17 protein-coding genes and 1 pseudogene are annotated in these 15,279 nt (G+C 71.0%); 12 read left to right on the top strand and 6 right to left on the bottom strand.

All coding sequences use genetic code 11. The features are described from left to right. The first annotated feature begins 43 nt into the window (after positions 1-43). From ABZ924_RS17145 to ABZ924_RS17135, 3 genes are all read left to right on the top strand, one after another. The gene (locus ABZ924_RS17145) at positions 44-1,363 is read left to right on the top strand and encodes a dicarboxylate/amino acid:cation symporter (RefSeq protein WP_361909836.1); all 1,320 of its coding nucleotides are present in this window, start codon (positions 44-46) and stop codon (positions 1,361-1,363) included. A 170-nt stretch (positions 1,364-1,533) separates the two neighbouring features. Further along, complete coding sequence (locus ABZ924_RS17140; RefSeq protein WP_361909685.1) at positions 1,534-1,971, top strand: hypothetical protein; 438 nt, start codon at positions 1,534-1,536, stop codon at positions 1,969-1,971. Beyond that, entirely contained in the window at positions 1,968-2,840 is an 873-nt protein-coding gene (locus ABZ924_RS17135; protein ID WP_361909682.1) for a hypothetical protein, read from the top strand. The genes ABZ924_RS17140 and ABZ924_RS17135 overlap by 4 nt, the downstream gene beginning before the upstream one ends. Positions 2,841-2,850: 10 nt before the next feature. On the opposite strand, the gene ABZ924_RS17130 is transcribed toward ABZ924_RS17135, so the two are convergent. Continuing rightward, positions 2,851-3,162, bottom strand: coding sequence for a hypothetical protein (locus tag ABZ924_RS17130; RefSeq protein ID WP_361909679.1), 312 nt, complete (start codon positions 3,160-3,162; stop codon positions 2,851-2,853). Between the two features lie 118 nt (positions 3,163-3,280). On the opposite strand from ABZ924_RS17130, the gene ABZ924_RS17125 reads away from it, so the two are divergent. Continuing rightward, positions 3,281-4,000, top strand: coding sequence for a hypothetical protein (locus ABZ924_RS17125; protein ID WP_361909677.1), 720 nt, complete (start codon positions 3,281-3,283; stop codon positions 3,998-4,000). A 22-nt stretch (positions 4,001-4,022) separates the two neighbouring features. Here ABZ924_RS17125 and ABZ924_RS17120 read toward each other — a convergent pair whose 3' ends face one another. The 3 genes and pseudogenes from ABZ924_RS17120 to ABZ924_RS17110 form a co-directional block, all read right to left on the bottom strand. Beyond that, positions 4,023-4,271 carry a hypothetical protein gene (locus tag ABZ924_RS17120; RefSeq protein ID WP_361909674.1) on the bottom strand — a complete coding sequence of 83 codons (249 nt, stop codon included), beginning with the start codon at positions 4,269-4,271 and terminating at the stop codon, positions 4,023-4,025. 59 nt (positions 4,272-4,330) lie between these two features. Continuing rightward, positions 4,331-4,522: a DUF397 domain-containing protein gene (locus ABZ924_RS17115; protein ID WP_361909671.1), complete on the bottom strand. Its 192-nt coding sequence runs from the start codon at positions 4,520-4,522 to the stop codon at positions 4,331-4,333. Positions 4,523-4,568: 46 nt separating this feature from the next. Then, positions 4,569-4,667: pseudogene (locus ABZ924_RS17110) on the bottom strand (transcriptional regulator); the annotation flags it as partial. Positions 4,668-5,570: 903 nt separating this feature from the next. Here ABZ924_RS17110 and ABZ924_RS17105 point away from each other — a divergent pair. After that, positions 5,571-5,954: a hypothetical protein gene (locus ABZ924_RS17105; RefSeq protein ID WP_361909668.1), complete on the top strand. Its 384-nt coding sequence runs from the start codon at positions 5,571-5,573 to the stop codon at positions 5,952-5,954. Between the two features lie 114 nt (positions 5,955-6,068). Here ABZ924_RS17105 and ABZ924_RS17100 read toward each other — a convergent pair whose 3' ends face one another. Continuing rightward, positions 6,069-7,208 carry an NAD(P)-dependent alcohol dehydrogenase gene (locus tag ABZ924_RS17100; protein ID WP_361909665.1) on the bottom strand — a complete coding sequence of 380 codons (1,140 nt, stop codon included), beginning with the start codon at positions 7,206-7,208 and terminating at the stop codon, positions 6,069-6,071. 145 nt (positions 7,209-7,353) lie between these two features. Between ABZ924_RS17100 and ABZ924_RS17095 the strand changes: the two genes are divergently transcribed. From ABZ924_RS17095 to ABZ924_RS17070, 6 genes are all read left to right on the top strand, one after another. Next, positions 7,354-8,274, top strand: a complete 921-nt coding sequence (locus ABZ924_RS17095; RefSeq protein ID WP_361909662.1) for a helix-turn-helix transcriptional regulator — start codon at positions 7,354-7,356, stop codon at positions 8,272-8,274. A 215-nt stretch (positions 8,275-8,489) separates the two neighbouring features. Beyond that, positions 8,490-9,824 carry a hypothetical protein gene (locus ABZ924_RS17090; protein ID WP_361909659.1) on the top strand — a complete coding sequence of 445 codons (1,335 nt, stop codon included), beginning with the start codon at positions 8,490-8,492 and terminating at the stop codon, positions 9,822-9,824. 46 nt (positions 9,825-9,870) lie between these two features. Next, positions 9,871-10,218, top strand: coding sequence for a GntR family transcriptional regulator (locus ABZ924_RS17085; RefSeq protein ID WP_361909656.1), 348 nt, complete (start codon positions 9,871-9,873; stop codon positions 10,216-10,218). Continuing rightward, on the top strand, positions 10,215-11,159 hold the full coding sequence (locus tag ABZ924_RS17080; RefSeq protein WP_361909653.1) for a DUF1648 domain-containing protein: 945 nt from the start codon (positions 10,215-10,217) through the stop codon (positions 11,157-11,159). Before ABZ924_RS17085 ends, ABZ924_RS17080 begins: the two co-directional genes overlap by 4 nt. A gap of 130 nt (positions 11,160-11,289) precedes the next feature. Next, complete coding sequence (locus ABZ924_RS17075; protein WP_361909650.1) at positions 11,290-13,254, top strand: AMP-binding protein; 1,965 nt, start codon at positions 11,290-11,292, stop codon at positions 13,252-13,254. Between the two features lie 201 nt (positions 13,255-13,455). Next, positions 13,456-14,007: a DUF1062 domain-containing protein gene (locus ABZ924_RS17070; protein ID WP_361909647.1), complete on the top strand. Its 552-nt coding sequence runs from the start codon at positions 13,456-13,458 to the stop codon at positions 14,005-14,007. A gap of 92 nt (positions 14,008-14,099) precedes the next feature. On the opposite strand, the gene ABZ924_RS17065 is transcribed toward ABZ924_RS17070, so the two are convergent. Beyond that, positions 14,100-14,516, bottom strand: a complete 417-nt coding sequence (locus ABZ924_RS17065; RefSeq protein WP_361909645.1) for a carboxymuconolactone decarboxylase — start codon at positions 14,514-14,516, stop codon at positions 14,100-14,102. A 111-nt stretch (positions 14,517-14,627) separates the two neighbouring features. Between ABZ924_RS17065 and ABZ924_RS17060 the strand changes: the two genes are divergently transcribed. Further along, positions 14,628-15,185 carry a MarR family transcriptional regulator gene (locus tag ABZ924_RS17060; protein ID WP_361909642.1) on the top strand — a complete coding sequence of 186 codons (558 nt, stop codon included), beginning with the start codon at positions 14,628-14,630 and terminating at the stop codon, positions 15,183-15,185. Positions 15,186-15,279 lie beyond the last annotated feature (94 nt).

The raw sequence follows: 15,279 nt of genomic DNA, 5'->3' as shown, positions 1-15,279 counted from the left end.
TTCTTCCCTTGCTTTTTCCTCTTTGCGCATGACCCCCCGGAGAGTGTCCGTGTCCGCGACCCCTCAGGCCCCGGCTCCCGCCACCGCCAAGGCCTCCTTCAAGTTCCCCTTCTGGGCCCAGATCGTCACCGGTCTCGTGCTCGGCGTCCTGTTCGGCTGGCTCGCCCGCAGCCAGGACGTCAGCTGGCTCGCCACCACCCTGGAGAAGGTCGGCGACATCTTCGTGCAGCTGCTGAAGCTGGCCGTCGCCCCGCTCGTCTTCTTCGCGATCCTGGTGTCCATCACCAACCTGCGGAAGGTCAACAACGCCGCCCGCCTCGCCTCGCGCACGCTGCTCTGGTTCATGATCACGTCGCTGATCGCCGTCGGCATCGGCCTCGCGATCGGCCTGCTCACCAACCCCGGCGCGGGCACCGGCCTGACCCCGCAGGACGGCAAGCTGCCCAAGCGCACCGGCTCCTGGATCGACTTCCTGACCGGCATCGTGCCGAAGGACATCGTCACGCCGTTCACCGAGCTGAACGTGCTGCAGATCGTCTTCCTCGCCGCCGTCGCCGGTATCGCCGCCCTCCAGCTCGGCACCAAGGCCCAGCCCGTCCTGAACGTGGCCGAGTCCGTCCTGGAACTGCTCCAGAAGGCCCTGTGGTGGGTCATCCGGCTGGCGCCCATCGGCACCGTCGGCCTCATCGGCACCGCGATCGCCTCGTACGGCTGGGAGCTGATCGGCAAGTACGCGACCTTCACCGCCGACGTCTACCTCGGCTCGGCGCTCGTGATGTTCGGCGTGTACCCGCTGCTGCTCGCCACCGTCGCCAAGGTCAACCCGATCCAGTTCTTCAAGGGAGCCTGGCCCGCGATCCAGCTCGCCTTCGTCTCGCGCTCCTCGGTCGGCACCATGCCGGTCACCCAGAAGGTCACCGAGCGGCTCGGCGTCCCGAAGGAGTACGCCTCCTTCGCCGTCCCGTTCGGCGCGACGACGAAGATGGACGGCTGCGCCGCGATCTACCCCGCGCTCGCCGCGATCTTCATCGCGCAGATCTTCGACGTGCAGCTGACGATCACCGACTACCTGCTGATCGCCTTCGTGTCGGTCGTCGGCTCCGCCGCCACCGCCGGCCTCACCGGCGCCACGGTCATGCTGACGCTGACCCTCTCCACCCTGGGCCTGCCCCTCGAAGGCGTCGGCCTCCTCATGGCCATCGACCCGATCCTGGACATGATGCGCACCGCCACCAACGTCGCCGGCCAGTCCCTGGTGCCGGTCGTGGTCGCGGCCCGCGAGGGAATCCTGGACAAGAAGGCCTACGCCGCCGCCTCGTCCTCGCCGCTGGACGACCGGGCCCCGGTGGCGGCCGCCGCCTGACAGGCGCGCCGCCCAACCGGCGCCGCAGCCCCCGCCCTCCCCTCATGGCGGGGGCTGCGGCATTCCTGCGGGCCTCCCTGCAGGGCGTTAGCACTGGTGCTGGTGATGCATTAACTTGTCTGCTCTCACAGGTAGTTCACCTGTGAATGCCGGTGACCTGGAGGGGCAGGGTGCTGACGGACGCACTGGAAATGCTGGCGGCAGCGGGTGGTACGGCGTTAGTGGGCGCGGTGGCGACCGATGCCTGGCAGACGACCCGCTCCGGCTTCACGCGGCTCTTGGGGCGCGGAAACCCGCAGGCCGAACAGACCACGGCCGGCCGCCTCGACCGAGCTGCCGCGGAGGTGAGCCGGGCCTCCGGCCCTCAGGAGCTGGAATCCGTACGGCGGGACCTCCAGGCGGAATGGCGGGGCCGGCTGAAGGACCTCCTGGAGGAGCAGCCCGAGCTGGCGGCGGAGCTCCGCGAACTGATCGCCCGCGTCGAGGCCGAGCTGCCGGCCTCCCAGCAGACCTGGGTGCAGAACAACACCGCGTACGGCGGCGGGATCCAGAACATCACCCAGAGCGGTGACATCATCGTCGGTGACGCGACCCGGCGACCGCGGTGACCGCCTCCGAAGAGAGCGCCGGTCCGGCCGGCAGGCAGGACAACTCCGCCCGCGAAGGCGGCATCCAGAACATCACCCACGGCGGCAACGTCTTCAACACCACCGTGTACCCGCCGAACGCCGGGCGCCCCGCACGGCGGTCATCCGGCCGCACCCTCGCCCTCTGCATCGCCGGCGCCGCCGCCGTGATCGCCGTGCCGGCCACGGTCCTGGCCCTCCGGTACGGCCCCCTGAAGACCGAGAACGTCGACAGCGCCCGCCCTGCCGCCTCTGATGCCCCCTCCTCGCCGTCGGCCTCACCCAGCGGCTCCGCCGCCCCGTCGGCCACGCCGTCGGCCGCCTCCGGCACGCCGGTCGCGGGAGTCGCGGGGCAGGCCGCTCCCTCCGGCAGCACCGGGGCGGCGACGGCGCGGGCCCACCTGACCCCCACGCCCAGTTCTCCGTACCCGTCGCAGAACGTCACCTGCGCGAAAAGAGGGCTCCGCACCAGCGTCCCCGGCGTCGAGATGCAGCCCTGCACCCAGGCGGTGAGCGGGACGGGAGCCGCCCAGTTCGGCGCCAAGGTGACCAACGCGACCAACGCCCAAGTCGTCGTCACCGTGCTGGTGAAGCCGTATGTGGCTGAGGTGGGCAACAAGGAGTGCCCGTCGCATCCCGGACCATGGCCGCAGATCGTCATCGACCCGGGCCAGACCTGGTACAGCCAGTTCGGGCAATGCTCCCTGGGCGGACTCAAGGGGCACCGGGTGCAATCCATGGCCTGGGTCGCCCTTGACTCCGCCGGCGCAGCAGGGCTCTCCAGCGCCCTCTCGGGGAATGGGCGGTCGGTTGATATCCAGGCGGACGGCTCGGTCGTGCCCGCCGAGTGAGCCGGCGGCTCTATTCCAGCAGCGATACGCGGACGTAAGCGAACAGGCCGAGGAGTACGGGCGGCGCGAACCACCACAGGCCCAAGGTCCGGCGTACGGTCGGGATCAGCGTGATCAGCAGGCCGATCACGCTCAGGCAGAGGGCGAAGAAGCAGGCGGCGGAGATGTTCGTGGCGCCGCGGTCGTTGACCCCGCCGGTGGGCTGGATGACGAGCGCCCCGTAGCAGAGCCACCCTTCCAGGAGGTAGAGGAGCCCGAGCGGCACCCCGAGCACCCACTGCAGACAGCCCCGGTCCTCGGGCAGGTCGATGCTCTCCCTCACTGGGGCCGTCCTCTCGTTCCGGATCGGGATCAGGATCCGGGGTGGAGACGCGGAGCAGTGATCGTTCGGTTCCGTATAGTCGGTCACCGAAGATCAAGTGGCACTGTACGGGGGCGATGTGACGGTACGACAGATACGGGCGGCGGCCAGGATGATCGGGCGGCGCAATGCGCTGCGATACCTGGCCATCGGGGTCGGGGCGTCCCTCGTGGCGGCGTGCACCGGCAAGGACAAGGCCGCCGCCCCGCCCGCCGGAGGCCCGGCGGCGGGCGAGACGTCGGCGGCCCCCACGTCGGCGGCCCCGTCCTCGGCCCCGTCGTCCGCGGCCCCTTCCTCCGGGGCCGCCGCATCGCCCACGGCGGCGCCGCCCGCACCTCCGGCGCCCAGTGCTGCCGGGCCGGTGGCGCGGGCCTTCGACGCCTTCATCAGGGGCGAGTGGAAGGTGGAGTCGACCACCCCGCGCGGCGAGACCGTACGCGGCACGGCCACCATCAGGACGGACGGCAGCGGGAACGGCGGCTTCACCATCGTCTGGGACGGCAACGGCGCCCCGGTCACCTGGTCCGGGGGCTGGCTCCAGCGCGGCGAGCACCTGCGCATCGACGTGTACGAGGCGCCCCAGCGCCTGGACCGGCTGACCGGCGGCGAGGCCCTGTCGATCCCCGCGGTCTTCGGTGACGAGATCTCGACCACCCTGCCCTGGCAGCCGCCGGGGGCTCACAACACCAAGGACGGCCAGCAGCTGCAGGTGACCTACCGCAAGAACGTGCTGCGGATCGCCCACACCGAACGCGGCGGCAGCGAGTCGGTCCACGTCTGCACCCGCGCCGGCACCTGACCACGTCCCGCGCCGCGCTGCCTCAAAGCAGCGCGGCGCGGATCCACGCCGTCGCGGCGAGGACGACGGGCACGGCGTACCACCAGCGGCCCATGGTCCGCCGGTACACCGGGAGCAGCGAGAGCAACAGCCCGAGGAGGCTGATGCCGATGACGACGTGGGCAGCCGTCTCGATGTCGCCGCGCACCCTCCCGTCCCCGGGGTCCGCCTGCGCGATGAGCATGAAGAAGCAGAGGCAGGCTGCCGGAAGGTAGACGAGAACGAGCGGCACACCGAGCACCCACTGCAGACACCCGCGGTCCTCGGGCAGATCGATGCTCTCGCGTCGCCTCAGCAACCCGAGGCGTGCGCGACGAAGCCGGCCCAGGCGTCGGCGCCGAAGGCGAGGTGGGGGCCCTGGATGTTCTTGGAGTCGCGGACGTGGACGGCGCCGGTGGCGGCGGCCACCTCAACGCAGTCGTCGCCCTCACTGCTGCTGCTGTAGCTGCTCTTGAACCAGGCCGGCTCCGGGTTGTAGATCATGTCTCTCCCAGCAGTTCCTCGATGAAGGCCCGCGACTCCCACGGGGTGAGAGCTTGGGCGCGGACGGACGATCGAAGATCGACCGTCGGGCCATGCGTGCGGCCAGTATCCGTTCCACCTCGTCGCGCGAGTAGGTGGGCCGCCGCCGACAGTCCCTGCCCGTGCGGAGTCCCGGACAGCCCCGACGGCACGGGACAGCGTCCGGACAAAAACGGTAGGCACGGCCGGGTCGCGGGGGGCCGCGATGCGGTGTGCTTAGACACCAAAAGCGCAAAAGGACGGGGGAAAGAACCCACCAAACCCACCCCCACCAGCCCCCGTCGCTCGGACGGGTGAACTGTGCCAACTGGACTGGATTTGGGGCGGGTTGCCGGGCATATGCTCGGCCCGACCGCAACAGCAGACATGAGACGGCCCCCGACGGGACGGCAATCCCGGCCGAGGGCCTGACCAAGTAGGAAGTTCCTCCACTTCCCATGGCTCTCCAGCACCCTAGCGCGCCCTCGGGCGCAAGGTCCCGTGTTCACGCCGGGACCGCCCGATCCGGTGTCATCCACGTCAACACGCGGCACGCCAGTCACTTCACCGTGGTCGGCAACCATCTCGCCCAGCACCACGAACTGTCGTACACGGCACGAGGGATCGCCGTGTACATCCAGTCGCTCCCGGCCGGGGCCGCGATCGGGGTCAAGGCGCTCGCCGGGCGGTCCCGGGAGGGGGAGGTCCGGGTCGGCGCAGCCTTGCGGGAGCTGGAGGAGCACGGCTACCTGGAGCGGCGGCGCGAGCGGCTGGCCTCCGGGCGGGTGGTGACCCGTACGTTCTCGTACAACAACCCGGGGAGCGTGGCCGGGGCCGCGGCCGGGGCCGGGATCCGGGCGGTGCCGTCTCCGGACCCGGACCCGGACCCTCCCGCGCCGCCGGAGCCGCAGGCCGACCTTGAGCCTGACCCGGAGCCCGACCCGGATCCGGAGCGCGAGCCGCAGTCGGCCCCGCCGCCGGTGGCGGAGGTGGGGTCGGCGGCGCCGTCGAAGCACCCGCCGCGTCCGCGGTGGAAGCCCGAGCTGCCGCCGAGCTGCTGGCCGGGCTGCGGCGGTGCGACCCGCGGCTGCTGCTGTCCGAGCGGGACGTGCGGCGGCTCGTGCCCGCGGTGTCGGTCTGGCTGGAGCGTGGGGCCGAGCCCGAGGCTGTTGCGCGGGTGCTGTCCGCCGACCTGCCGGACGGGTTGCGCCGCCCGGCGGGGCTGCTCGCGTACCGGCTGGCCGAGCTGCTCCCGCCGTACCTGCCGCCGGTCACGGCCCCGGCCGCGCGGCCGTACGTACCGCCGGACCCTTGGCAGGACTGCGACGGCTGCAAACGCGTCTTCCGTGCACCCGAGCCGGGGGGCCGCTGCCGCGACTGCCGAGAAGCCGGCGCCGCCCAAGCGGCGGCCTAGAGCAATCACGTCACCCCGTACGGGATGATCTTCGTTCACGACCTCCGGTTCAGCGGACTCTTGCGAGGAACCCCGGGCCTTCAGGCCCGGGAGGAATCGCCTTTAGGAGGTCGGTCAGATGGTGGCCGTGTCGATGACGAAGCGGTAGCGGACGTCGCTGGTGAGGACGCGGGCGTAGGCGTCATTGATCTGGTCGGCGCGGATCAGTTCGATCTCGGCGCCGATTCCGTGGGCCGCGCAGAAGTCCAGCATCTCCTGGGTCTCCGGCAGACCGCCGATCATCGAGCCGGAGACGGACTTGCGGCCGATCAGCAGGGTGTGGGCGTTGATGCTGACCGGCTTCTCCGGTGCGCCCACCTGGACCAGGGTGCCGTCGGTCTTCAGCAGGCCGAGGTAGGCGCTCAGGTCGAGGTCGGCGGAGACGGTGTTGACGATCAGGTCGAAGGTGCCGGCCAGCTCGGTGAAGGTGGCCGGGTCGGAGGTGGCGCGATAGTGGTCCGCGCCGAGCTTCAGGCCGTCCTCGCGCTTGCGCAGGGACTGGCTGAGCACGGTGACCTCGGCGCCCATGGCGTGCGCGATCTTCACGCCCATGTGCCCCAGCCCGCCGAGGCCGACGACGGCGACCTTCCTGCCCGGCCCGGCGCCCCAGTGGTTGAGCGGCGAGTAGAGGGTGATGCCGGCACAGAGCAGCGGCGCGGCGACGTCCAGCGGCAGCGCGTCGGGGATGCGCAGCGCGTACCCCTCGTCCACGACCAGCTGGGTGGAGTAGCCGCCGTAGGTGGGCTCGCCGTCGTGGCCGATGCCGTTGTAGGTGAAGACCGCGCCCGGGGTGCCGGTGCAGTACTGCTGCAGGCCGGCCCGGCAGTTGTCGCACTCGCGGCAGGAGTCGACGAAGCAGCCGACCCCGACCCGGTCGCCGACGGCCCAGCGGGTCACCCCGGGACCGACCTCGGCGACCACGCCGGCGATCTCGTGGCCAGGGACCATCGGGAAGATGGCGTCGCCCCAGTCCTCGGCGACCTGGTGGATGTCGGAGTGGCAGATGCCGGCGAAGCGGATGTCGATCAGGATGTCGTGCTCGCCCAGCGCCCGGCGCGGGACGGTGGTCCGCTCCAGCGGGGCCTTGGGGGCCGGGGCGGCGTACGCGGCGACCGTGCGCGGCCCGGCCCCGGCCGCCGGGTCGGCGGCGCTCTTGGCGGTGGTGGTGCTCGCGGCGGCGGTGGTGGTGCTCGCGGTGTCGATCGTGTTCGTCATGTGCCCCAGCCTGCGCCGGCGCGAGAGGGGCAACCAGGTCAGCGGTTGTCGTACGACGGTCCCGCGTACGACCGCGGAACATACGCGCGGGCAGCGTACGACCGGCCAACGTACGACTGGCAGGCTCACCCTCATACTGGGCCGCATGGACCCGCGCACCGAACTCAGCGAATTCCTCCGCTCCCGTCGGGCCCGGCTGCGGCCGGAGGACGTCGGTCTGCCGGACTACGGCACCCGTCGGCGGGTGCCCGGACTGCGTCGCGAGGAGCTGGCGCAGCTGGCCGGCGTGAGCACGGCGTACTACATCAGGCTCGAGCAGGGCCACGGCGAGAACGTCTCCACGGCCGTGCTGGACTCGATCGCGCGCGCCCTGCGGCTCACCGCCGCCGAGCGCGAGCACCTGCAGCGGCTCACCAAGCCGCCCCGCCGCCGGAGCGGGCGCGCCGCGGCGGCCCGCCCCCAGCAGGTGCGGCCCGCCCTGCAGCACCTGCTCGACGCGATGGAGGGCGTCCCCGCGTACGTGCTCGGACGGCGGCTGGACATCGTCGCGTGGAACCGGCTCGGCAACGCGTTGACCGGCGACTTCTCCGCGATGCCGCCGGAGCAGCGGAACATGGCCTGGCACGTCTTCCTGGACCCGGCGGCGCGCGAGCTGTACGACGACTGGGAGGGCAAGGCCACGGACGTGGTCGGCATCCTGCGGTTGGAGGCCGGCCGGGACCTCGACGATCCCCGACTGGCCTCGCTGATCGGTGAACTCTCCCTGAAGAGCGCGGACTTCCGCCGGCTCTGGGCCGCGCACGACATCCGGGACAAGGGCCACGGCACCAAGGACCTGCACCACCCCGTGGTCGGCCGGCTGACCCTGCGCTACGAGACGCTGCGGCCGGCCGGCGATCCGGACCAGGTGCTGGTGACCTACCACGCCGAGCCCGGCTCGCCCTCGGCCGAGTCGCTCCGTCTGCTCGCCAGTTGGGCCGCGACCGGGCCGACCGAGGGTGAGGGATCCGCCACGCCGACCGCCCACGCCGAGGGCCGGGAGTTCCCGGCGGAGCGGCCCCGTTAGGACCGGGTCAAGTTGACCCGAACGCAGCAGCTCTGCGTGCACATGCCGGGCGGGTCGCCGAGCCTGGCCGCATGGGCATACAACCATGGGTGGTCGTCGAGCCGCCTGACCGGCGTGGCCTGCGTCGGATCACCATCCAGGACAAGATCGTGGGTAGCGCCTGGTCCCTCCGACAGTTTCGGAAGGAACTCCGCCGCCTCGGTTACCCCCATGACATGGACCTCGATGACCGCTCGCGCATCTACTGGCGCGGCGGCGACAGCAGTGTCTGGCCGGATGAGCGAGGCCTCAGACGCCGTGTGGTCATCGCCTTCATGCTCCTTGGCCTGATGGGCTCGCTGGCTCTGCACGTCGTCATCGGCGGGGTGGACGCCACGGGAGCACTGACCTTCGCGCAACGTCTGGTCGGAGTCCTTTTCCTGTTGGGAGGTGTCGTTCAGGCCATCGGGTTGCCTGCGGCCGTCGACTACTGGGACCGCAGGAAGGTCAGGCATTCCGGAGCGCTGGTCCTCCTCGGCGTGCTGATGACGCTGGCCACCACGACCCTTCTGCTCTTCCTGTGGCTGGAGGAACGGGAATTCATATCCCAGGTCTTGCTTTTCCTCGCTTTGTGGCTGTGGTCTGTGTGGGCCCTGAGCATCCTCATCCATGAAAGGGTGTGGAGAGGGATACCGCACCCCAGGAGATTCGCTGCAGGAGTTACGGCCACGGCGCTTCTGACCGGAATCAGCCTAGGGTACTCAAGTATCTACAAACCCCTAGTCGAGCCCTACCACTTCGTCTTGAGGGCAACCTTCGGGATGCCTCAGACGGATGTTGATTCACCCTATATTCACGTCCCCCTCAAGCTCTACGCGAAGAACGACGGAGGGATTCCGGTCTACATCGTCGTCGACGATTACACGGTCTGGGGGCACTTGGCCGAATTCTCGAAGTCAGGCAAAGGGTTGGAGAAATGGCGCGGTAGTGAGGAGCCCGGGGGATGGGTTTCGGATGTAAAGGCCTTCGAGGGCAAAGTGCAGGATGATGTTGTCGCATCCGGGCAGTTCCAAGGTCCTGGGTCGACATTGGACGTCGGGGAAGAGTTCGGCATGGAGAAGATCATCACGCTTCCCAAGGATACGGAATACGAGACGCTGAACGCCGTTCTTTCATTCTCCATGATGAGGCAGGATCGCGGAAAGCTCGACGACGGATTTTCTGACTGGAAGATGTCCTGGATCGAGAGTCAAGGGAAATACTATTGCCCACCCAAGGAGTGTGGCGAGCATGTCATATATCACGGCCGGGTGCTCTACAACGACAGCTTGATCAATCTTACCCGCAGGCCGCGCTACGTCGCAGCCTTCTGGTCGCCGCAGGAGTATCCGGAGGTTTTCATTTCCTCGTTCAACTTCGCGAAAAACAAGAAGAGCGAATCGATGTACGGAGTATATAGAGGCCTTGATGAGAAAGAAGTGGCTCGAGAGGCCGGGAGATACGGCCTCAGTTGGGTGTCCGCCAACTCGGAAGTTTCCGTCAAGGGGCTCCTGAAGCAGGCGCAGCGCTGAGTCGCGCGCACGGTATGGCGTTGTTGGTGCTAGCGTGAGTAGCACCATGTTGCTGAAGCTGAACGCCGCGGACCACCGGCCCCTGCACGAGCAGGTGGCGGGTGCCATTCGGCGGGCCGTCGTCGAGGGGGAGTGCCGGCCCGGTGACCGGCTGCCGCCCGCGCGGGACATCTCGCAGGCGCTGGGCGTCAACGCGAACACCGTCCTGCGCGGGCTGCGCGCCCTGCGCGACGAGGGGCTGCTCGAGTTCCGGCGGGGCCGCGGGGTGACCGTGGCCGAGGGGGCGGACCTGAAGTCGGCGCTGCTGGAGCGGGTGCGCGAACTCGTGGCCGACGGGGCGCACCTGGGGTACAGCAAGGCCGATCTCATCGAAATGATCAAGGGGGTGCCGTGAACGGTGGGGTGAAGCGCCGGTTAGTGGCGGCGGGTTGGGCCGTCGGGGTGGCGGCGTTGCTCGTGGCGATGCCGGCGGCGGCGAGCGGGCGGCTGCCGGACCGGCTGGCGACCCACTGGGGCGGGACCTCGGGGGAGCCCGACGGGTCCATGCCGCTGTGGGCGGCCGCGCTGTTCCCGGCGGTGATCTGGGCCGTCCTTGCGGTGGGCGCCGCCCTGTTCGTGCGGCACCGGCGGGCGGCCGCCGGGGTGCTGGTCGGGACCGGTGCGCTGCTGCTCGGGGCGCAGGCTTCGGTCGTACGGGCGAATCTGGACCGGGCCGACTGGCGGGATGCCGCGTCGGCGACCGGCTGGGTGGTGGCGACCCTCGCGGTGGCTGCGGTGTCCGGGCTGGCAGCGGCGCTGGCCGCCGGTCGGGAGCCGGTCCCGGCGGCGGGGTCGGCGTACGAGTCGCCCGGCATGGACATCCCCGCCGGTGAGCGGCGGGTCTGGCTGTCCCGTGCGGCGAACCCCTGGATCCAGCTGATCGCGGTCGTCGCGGGGGTGGTGGCGATGGGCGGTGCGCTCGTCGCGGTGGGCGGGTTGGCGGCCCCGCCGTGGGCGCTGATCGCGCCCTTCGCCCTGGTGTCGGTCTCGGCCTTCGCCCTCTCCTCGGTGCAGGCCCGGGTCACGGGTGAGGGGCTGGAGGTGGCCTTCGGGCCGCTGGGGTGGCCCGTACGGCGGTGGGCTGCGCGGGACATCGAGTGGGCCCGCGCCGAGAACCGTACCCCCGCGCAGGTCGGCGGATGGGGCTACCGGCTGAGCGGACTGGGTACGACGGTAATGCTGCGCAGTGGGGAGTGCCTGGTCGTGAGCTCCGGGGGAAAGGTTTTTGCAGTGAGCGTCGACGACGCCGGGCGCGGTGCGGCGCTGCTCACCGCCCTCATCCCGTCCACCAGGTGATCCGGTTCATGGTCCGGGTGTGAACGAACCTGCCGGGTTCGGTGAATCGGCCTGGTCGGGGGCTGTTCAGGCCCGCTACCCGTACGTAGATTACCGGCGGTAACTCCCGTGTCGAGCGGAGGAGAGCGCCGTGGAACCCGAGCCGAAGCCGAAGCCGGAGTCGAAGCCGAAGCTGGTCGAGCCGGTCAGGACCGTCATCGACGGGGTGGTCCGGGAGGTGGAGGTACCCGCGCTCGTCGCCCTGCCGGACAGCGGCTCCCTCGGGGACATCCCCTTCCACAACGCCCGCGAGGCCCCCGGCGCGGCCGTCCTCGCCCGCAAGGAGCCCGACGGGACCTGGCGGGACGTCACCGCCGCCGAGTTCGCGGCCCAGGTGCTGGCCGTCGCCAAGGGGCTCATCGCCGAGGGCCTGCGCGAGGGCGACCGGCTGGCCATCATGGCCCGTACCACCTACGAGTGGACCCTGCTGGACTTCGCCGGCTGGGCCGCCGGGCTCGTCACCGTCCCCGTCTACCCCACCTCCTCCGCCCTCCAGGCCCGCTGGATCATCCAGGACTCCGGCGCCGTGGCCTGCGCCGTCGAGGACACCGCCCAGGCCCGCCTGATCAGCGCCGAGCGGGCGCACCTGCCGGGGCTCGTGCACCTGTGGGAGTTCGACACCGGCGCGGTGGCCCGCCTGGCCAAGGCCGGCGAGCACGTCCCCGACGCCGTCGTGCACGCGCGCCGCGCCGCCCGTACGCCCGACTCCGTCGCCACGCTCATCTACACCTCCGGCACCACCGGAGCCCCCAAGGGCTGCGTGATCACCCACGGCAACTTCTTCGCCGAGGCCGACAACGCGGTCGAGCTGCTGCACCCCGTCTTCAAGTCCGTCAGCAAGGACGCCGCCTCCACCCTGCTGTTCCTGCCGCTCAGCCACGTCTTCGGCCGCATGGTCGCCGTCGGCTGCCTGCGCGCCCGCGTCAAGCTCGGCCACGCGCCCAGCATCGCGACCGAGGACCTGCTCGCCGACCTGGCCGGCTTCCGGCCCACCTTCCTGCTGGCCATCCCGTACGTCCTGGAGAAGGTCCACAACACCGCCCGCGCCACCGCCGAGCGAATGGGCCGCGCCGCCTCCTTCGACCGGGCCGCGCGCATCGCCCGCCGGTACGGCGAGGTGCTGGAGGGCGGCGGGCGGCCGGGGCTCGGACTGCGGGCGGCCCGCGCCCTGTACGACCCGCTCGTCTACCGGCGGATCCGGGCCGCGCTCGGCGGGCGCGTGCGGTACGTCATCAGCGGCGGCTCACCCCTGGGCCGGCGGCTCGCCGCCTTCTACGCCGGGGCCGGCATCGAGGTGTTCGAGGGGTACGGGCTCACGGAGACGACCGGAGCCAGCACCGTGACCCCGCCGCAGAAGCCGCGGCTCGGGACGGTGGGCTGGCCGCTGCCGGGCACGGCGGTGCGGATCGCGGAGGACGGGGAGGTGCTGCTGCGCGGACGGCACGTGTTCGCCGGGTACTGGAACACGCCGGCGGTGTACGGGGCGTACGGGGACGGCATGCACGGCGGCGGCATGGGCGGCGGCGCCCCGTACGGCGGCGCCCCGCACGGCGGCGCCATGCACGGCGGTGGCTGGCTCGCCACCGGGGACATCGGCGAGCTCGACGCCGACGGGTACCTGACGATCACCGGCCGGAAGAAGGATCTGATCATCACCTCCGGCGGCAAGAACGTGGCCCCGGCCCCGCTGGAGGACTGGCTGCGGGCCCACCCGCTGGTCGGCCAGTGCATGGTCGTCGGCGACAACCGGCCGTACGTGGCCGCGCTGATCACCCTCGAACCGGAGGGGCTCGCGCACTGGCGGGCGATGCGGAAGAAGGAGGGCGTCCCGATGCGGGAGCTCGTCCACGACCGGGACCTGCTGGCCGACCTCCAGCGCGCGGTGGACGAGGCGAACCGCCTCGTCTCGCGGGCGGAGTCGATCCGCCGCTTCACGGTCCTGCCGGGCGACTTCACGGAAGCCCGCGGCCACCTCACCCCGTCCCTGAAACTCCGCCGCGCCGCGATCGCCCGGGACCACGAGGCCGATATCGAGGCCCTGTACCGCCGCAGCTGACCCGGGTGCCCGGCGTTCGTTCGAAATTCGGTGGAGCAGCGCCCCCGTACGCCATTACCTTGCTGCCGATCCGAGTTGTCGAGGCAAGGACGTCCCGTTGTACACCGTGTGAGACCCCCCGAGAGCTGATCTGTCGCGCGTCGCGCCTGTGCGCCGCGCTGCTTTTTGCTGCGGACTTCTCACTGGAACCGGTGTACTTCTGTGCTCAAGAACTGGGTGGTCATGCCCACCTGCCTGCCGACCGTTCGCCGCCGCTGCCACGCGTGCGCGTCCGAGCGCTTCCGGCCGAACGGCAAATTCCGCGTCAACGCCCACCACAAGCTCCTCGACGCCTGGATCCTCGTGCTCTGCACCGCTTGCGGGGACACGGCGAAGCTCGCGGTCCTGGAGCGGGCGAACGTGCGCTCCGTACGACCCGAGCTGCTGGACCGGATGCACGGCAACGACCCCGACCTGGCGGCCGAGCTGCTCCAGGATCCGGTCGTGCAGCGCCGCAACCGCATCGCCCTCGACTGGGACGGCGCCTGGCGGCTCGACACCGGCGGGTCCGATCACCCCCTGGACCGGGAGGTGGTCGACGTCTCGGTCCGCTTCGCGGCACGGATCCCGGTCCGGCCGGTGCGGCTGATCGCCGACGGGTGCGGTCTTTCGCGGGCCGAGGTCGAGCGGCTGCTCGCGGAGGGGAAGCTCGTGTCGGCGGTCCGGCTGAGCGGCAGGCTCTCCGGCGACTTCGGCTTCATGCTCAAGCGCTGAGCCGCCCCTTTGCGGGGCCAGGGGCTCAGGGGCCCAGGGGCCTGTCCGGCATGACGCGCCGGACAGGCCCTGCCCCGCGCCCCTGGCCCCGGCTAGTCCGCGCGGTTCATGCGGTTGGCGAAGGTCGAGACCGTGTACGTGCCGATGCCGAGCACGACCTCCAGCGCGTTGCGCCGGGTGTAGCCGTGGGCCTGGAACGCCGCCAGCTCGTCGTCCTCCACCGCGCCCGAGGAGGCGAGGACCTGGAGGGTGAACCGGCGTACGGCATCGAGGCGTTCGGGATCCGGCGCCGGGCCGAGGCCGGCGAGCTTGGCCTCGTGCATGTCGATGCAGAGGCCGCACTGGTGGTGGGCGGCGACGGTCAGGATGACGGTCTCGCGGGAGTGCGGGTCGAGTGTGGTCGACTCGAAGATCTCGCTGAGCTTGAGGAAGCCCTCCAGGGTCTGCGGGGACTCCTCCTTCAGCAGGGCGACGGCATGGGCGGTGCGGGCGGGCAGGGTGGTGTGCACGGCGACTCCTGGTGGACCGCGCGAAGGCGCGGAACGGGCGGACGGACGGACGCGCGGACGGACGAACGCACGGTCGCACGGACGCACGGACGACGGACTAGGATCGACAACATGGTTGACGATGCTTCCGAAGAAAACGTAAACCGGGTTGTCGATCGCGGCAAGGCGGTTTCGGACGAGGTGGTTTCGGACGAGGTGGTTTCGGACCCCCCTGGCTGGGAGCTGCCGCTGCTGCTCTTCGGTGCGTTCCGCACCCTGATCGACCGTCTGCACGCCCGGCTCGCGGACGAGGGGCACCCGGACCTGCGTCCCGCCTACGGTTTCGCCATGCAGGCCATCGGTGCCGGGGGCGCGACCGCCAGCGAGATCGGGCGGCGCCTGGGCGTTTCGAAGCAGGCGGCGGGCAAGACCGTCGACCGGCTGGTTGCGCTCGGCTACGCCGTACGCATCGACGACGCCCGCGACGCGCGCCGCAAGCTCGTCCACCTCACCCCGCGTGGCCACGCCGCACTCCAGCGCTCGGCCGCCCTCTTCGACGAACTGCGTGCGGAATGGGTCGCAGCCCTCGGCCCGGAGCGCGTACGGAGCATCGAGAGCGGTCTGCGCGGGGTCGTTCCGGCGGAGACGGCCTTCCGGCTGGATGCGACCAGCTGGCTGGGAGGCGTCTAGCCAGGGGCCTGCCAGGGCCGCTGACCTGCGGTGGAGGGGCGGGCGGGGCCGGTCGGGCGGCGGGCCGGGGCGGGGGCGCTTATGGTGGGCTGAC

This window comes from Streptomyces sp. NPDC046876 (assembly GCF_040645035.1).
GTDB lineage: Bacteria > Actinomycetota > Actinomycetes > Streptomycetales > Streptomycetaceae > Streptomyces.
Note: the sequence above shows the minus strand (reverse complement) of the source record. Positions and strands in the feature narration are given on the sequence as shown.

Excerpts from the sequence above, each read along its gene's own strand:
- ABZ924_RS17090 (WP_361909659.1), top strand. The coding sequence starts at position 8,490 with ATGGACCTCGATGACCGCTCGCGCATCTACTGGCGCGGCGGCGACAGC.
- ABZ924_RS17085 (WP_361909656.1), top strand. The coding sequence starts at position 9,871 with ATGTTGCTGAAGCTGAACGCCGCGGACCACCGGCCCCTGCACGAGCAG.
- ABZ924_RS17095 (WP_361909662.1), top strand. The coding sequence starts at position 7,354 with ATGGACCCGCGCACCGAACTCAGCGAATTCCTCCGCTCCCGTCGGGCC.
- ABZ924_RS17060 (WP_361909642.1), top strand. The coding sequence starts at position 14,628 with ATGGTTGACGATGCTTCCGAAGAAAACGTAAACCGGGTTGTCGATCGC.
- ABZ924_RS17100 (WP_361909665.1), bottom strand. The coding sequence starts at position 7,208 with ATGACGAACACGATCGACACCGCGAGCACCACCACCGCCGCCGCGAGC.
- ABZ924_RS17115 (WP_361909671.1), bottom strand. The coding sequence starts at position 4,522 with ATGATCTACAACCCGGAGCCGGCCTGGTTCAAGAGCAGCTACAGCAGC.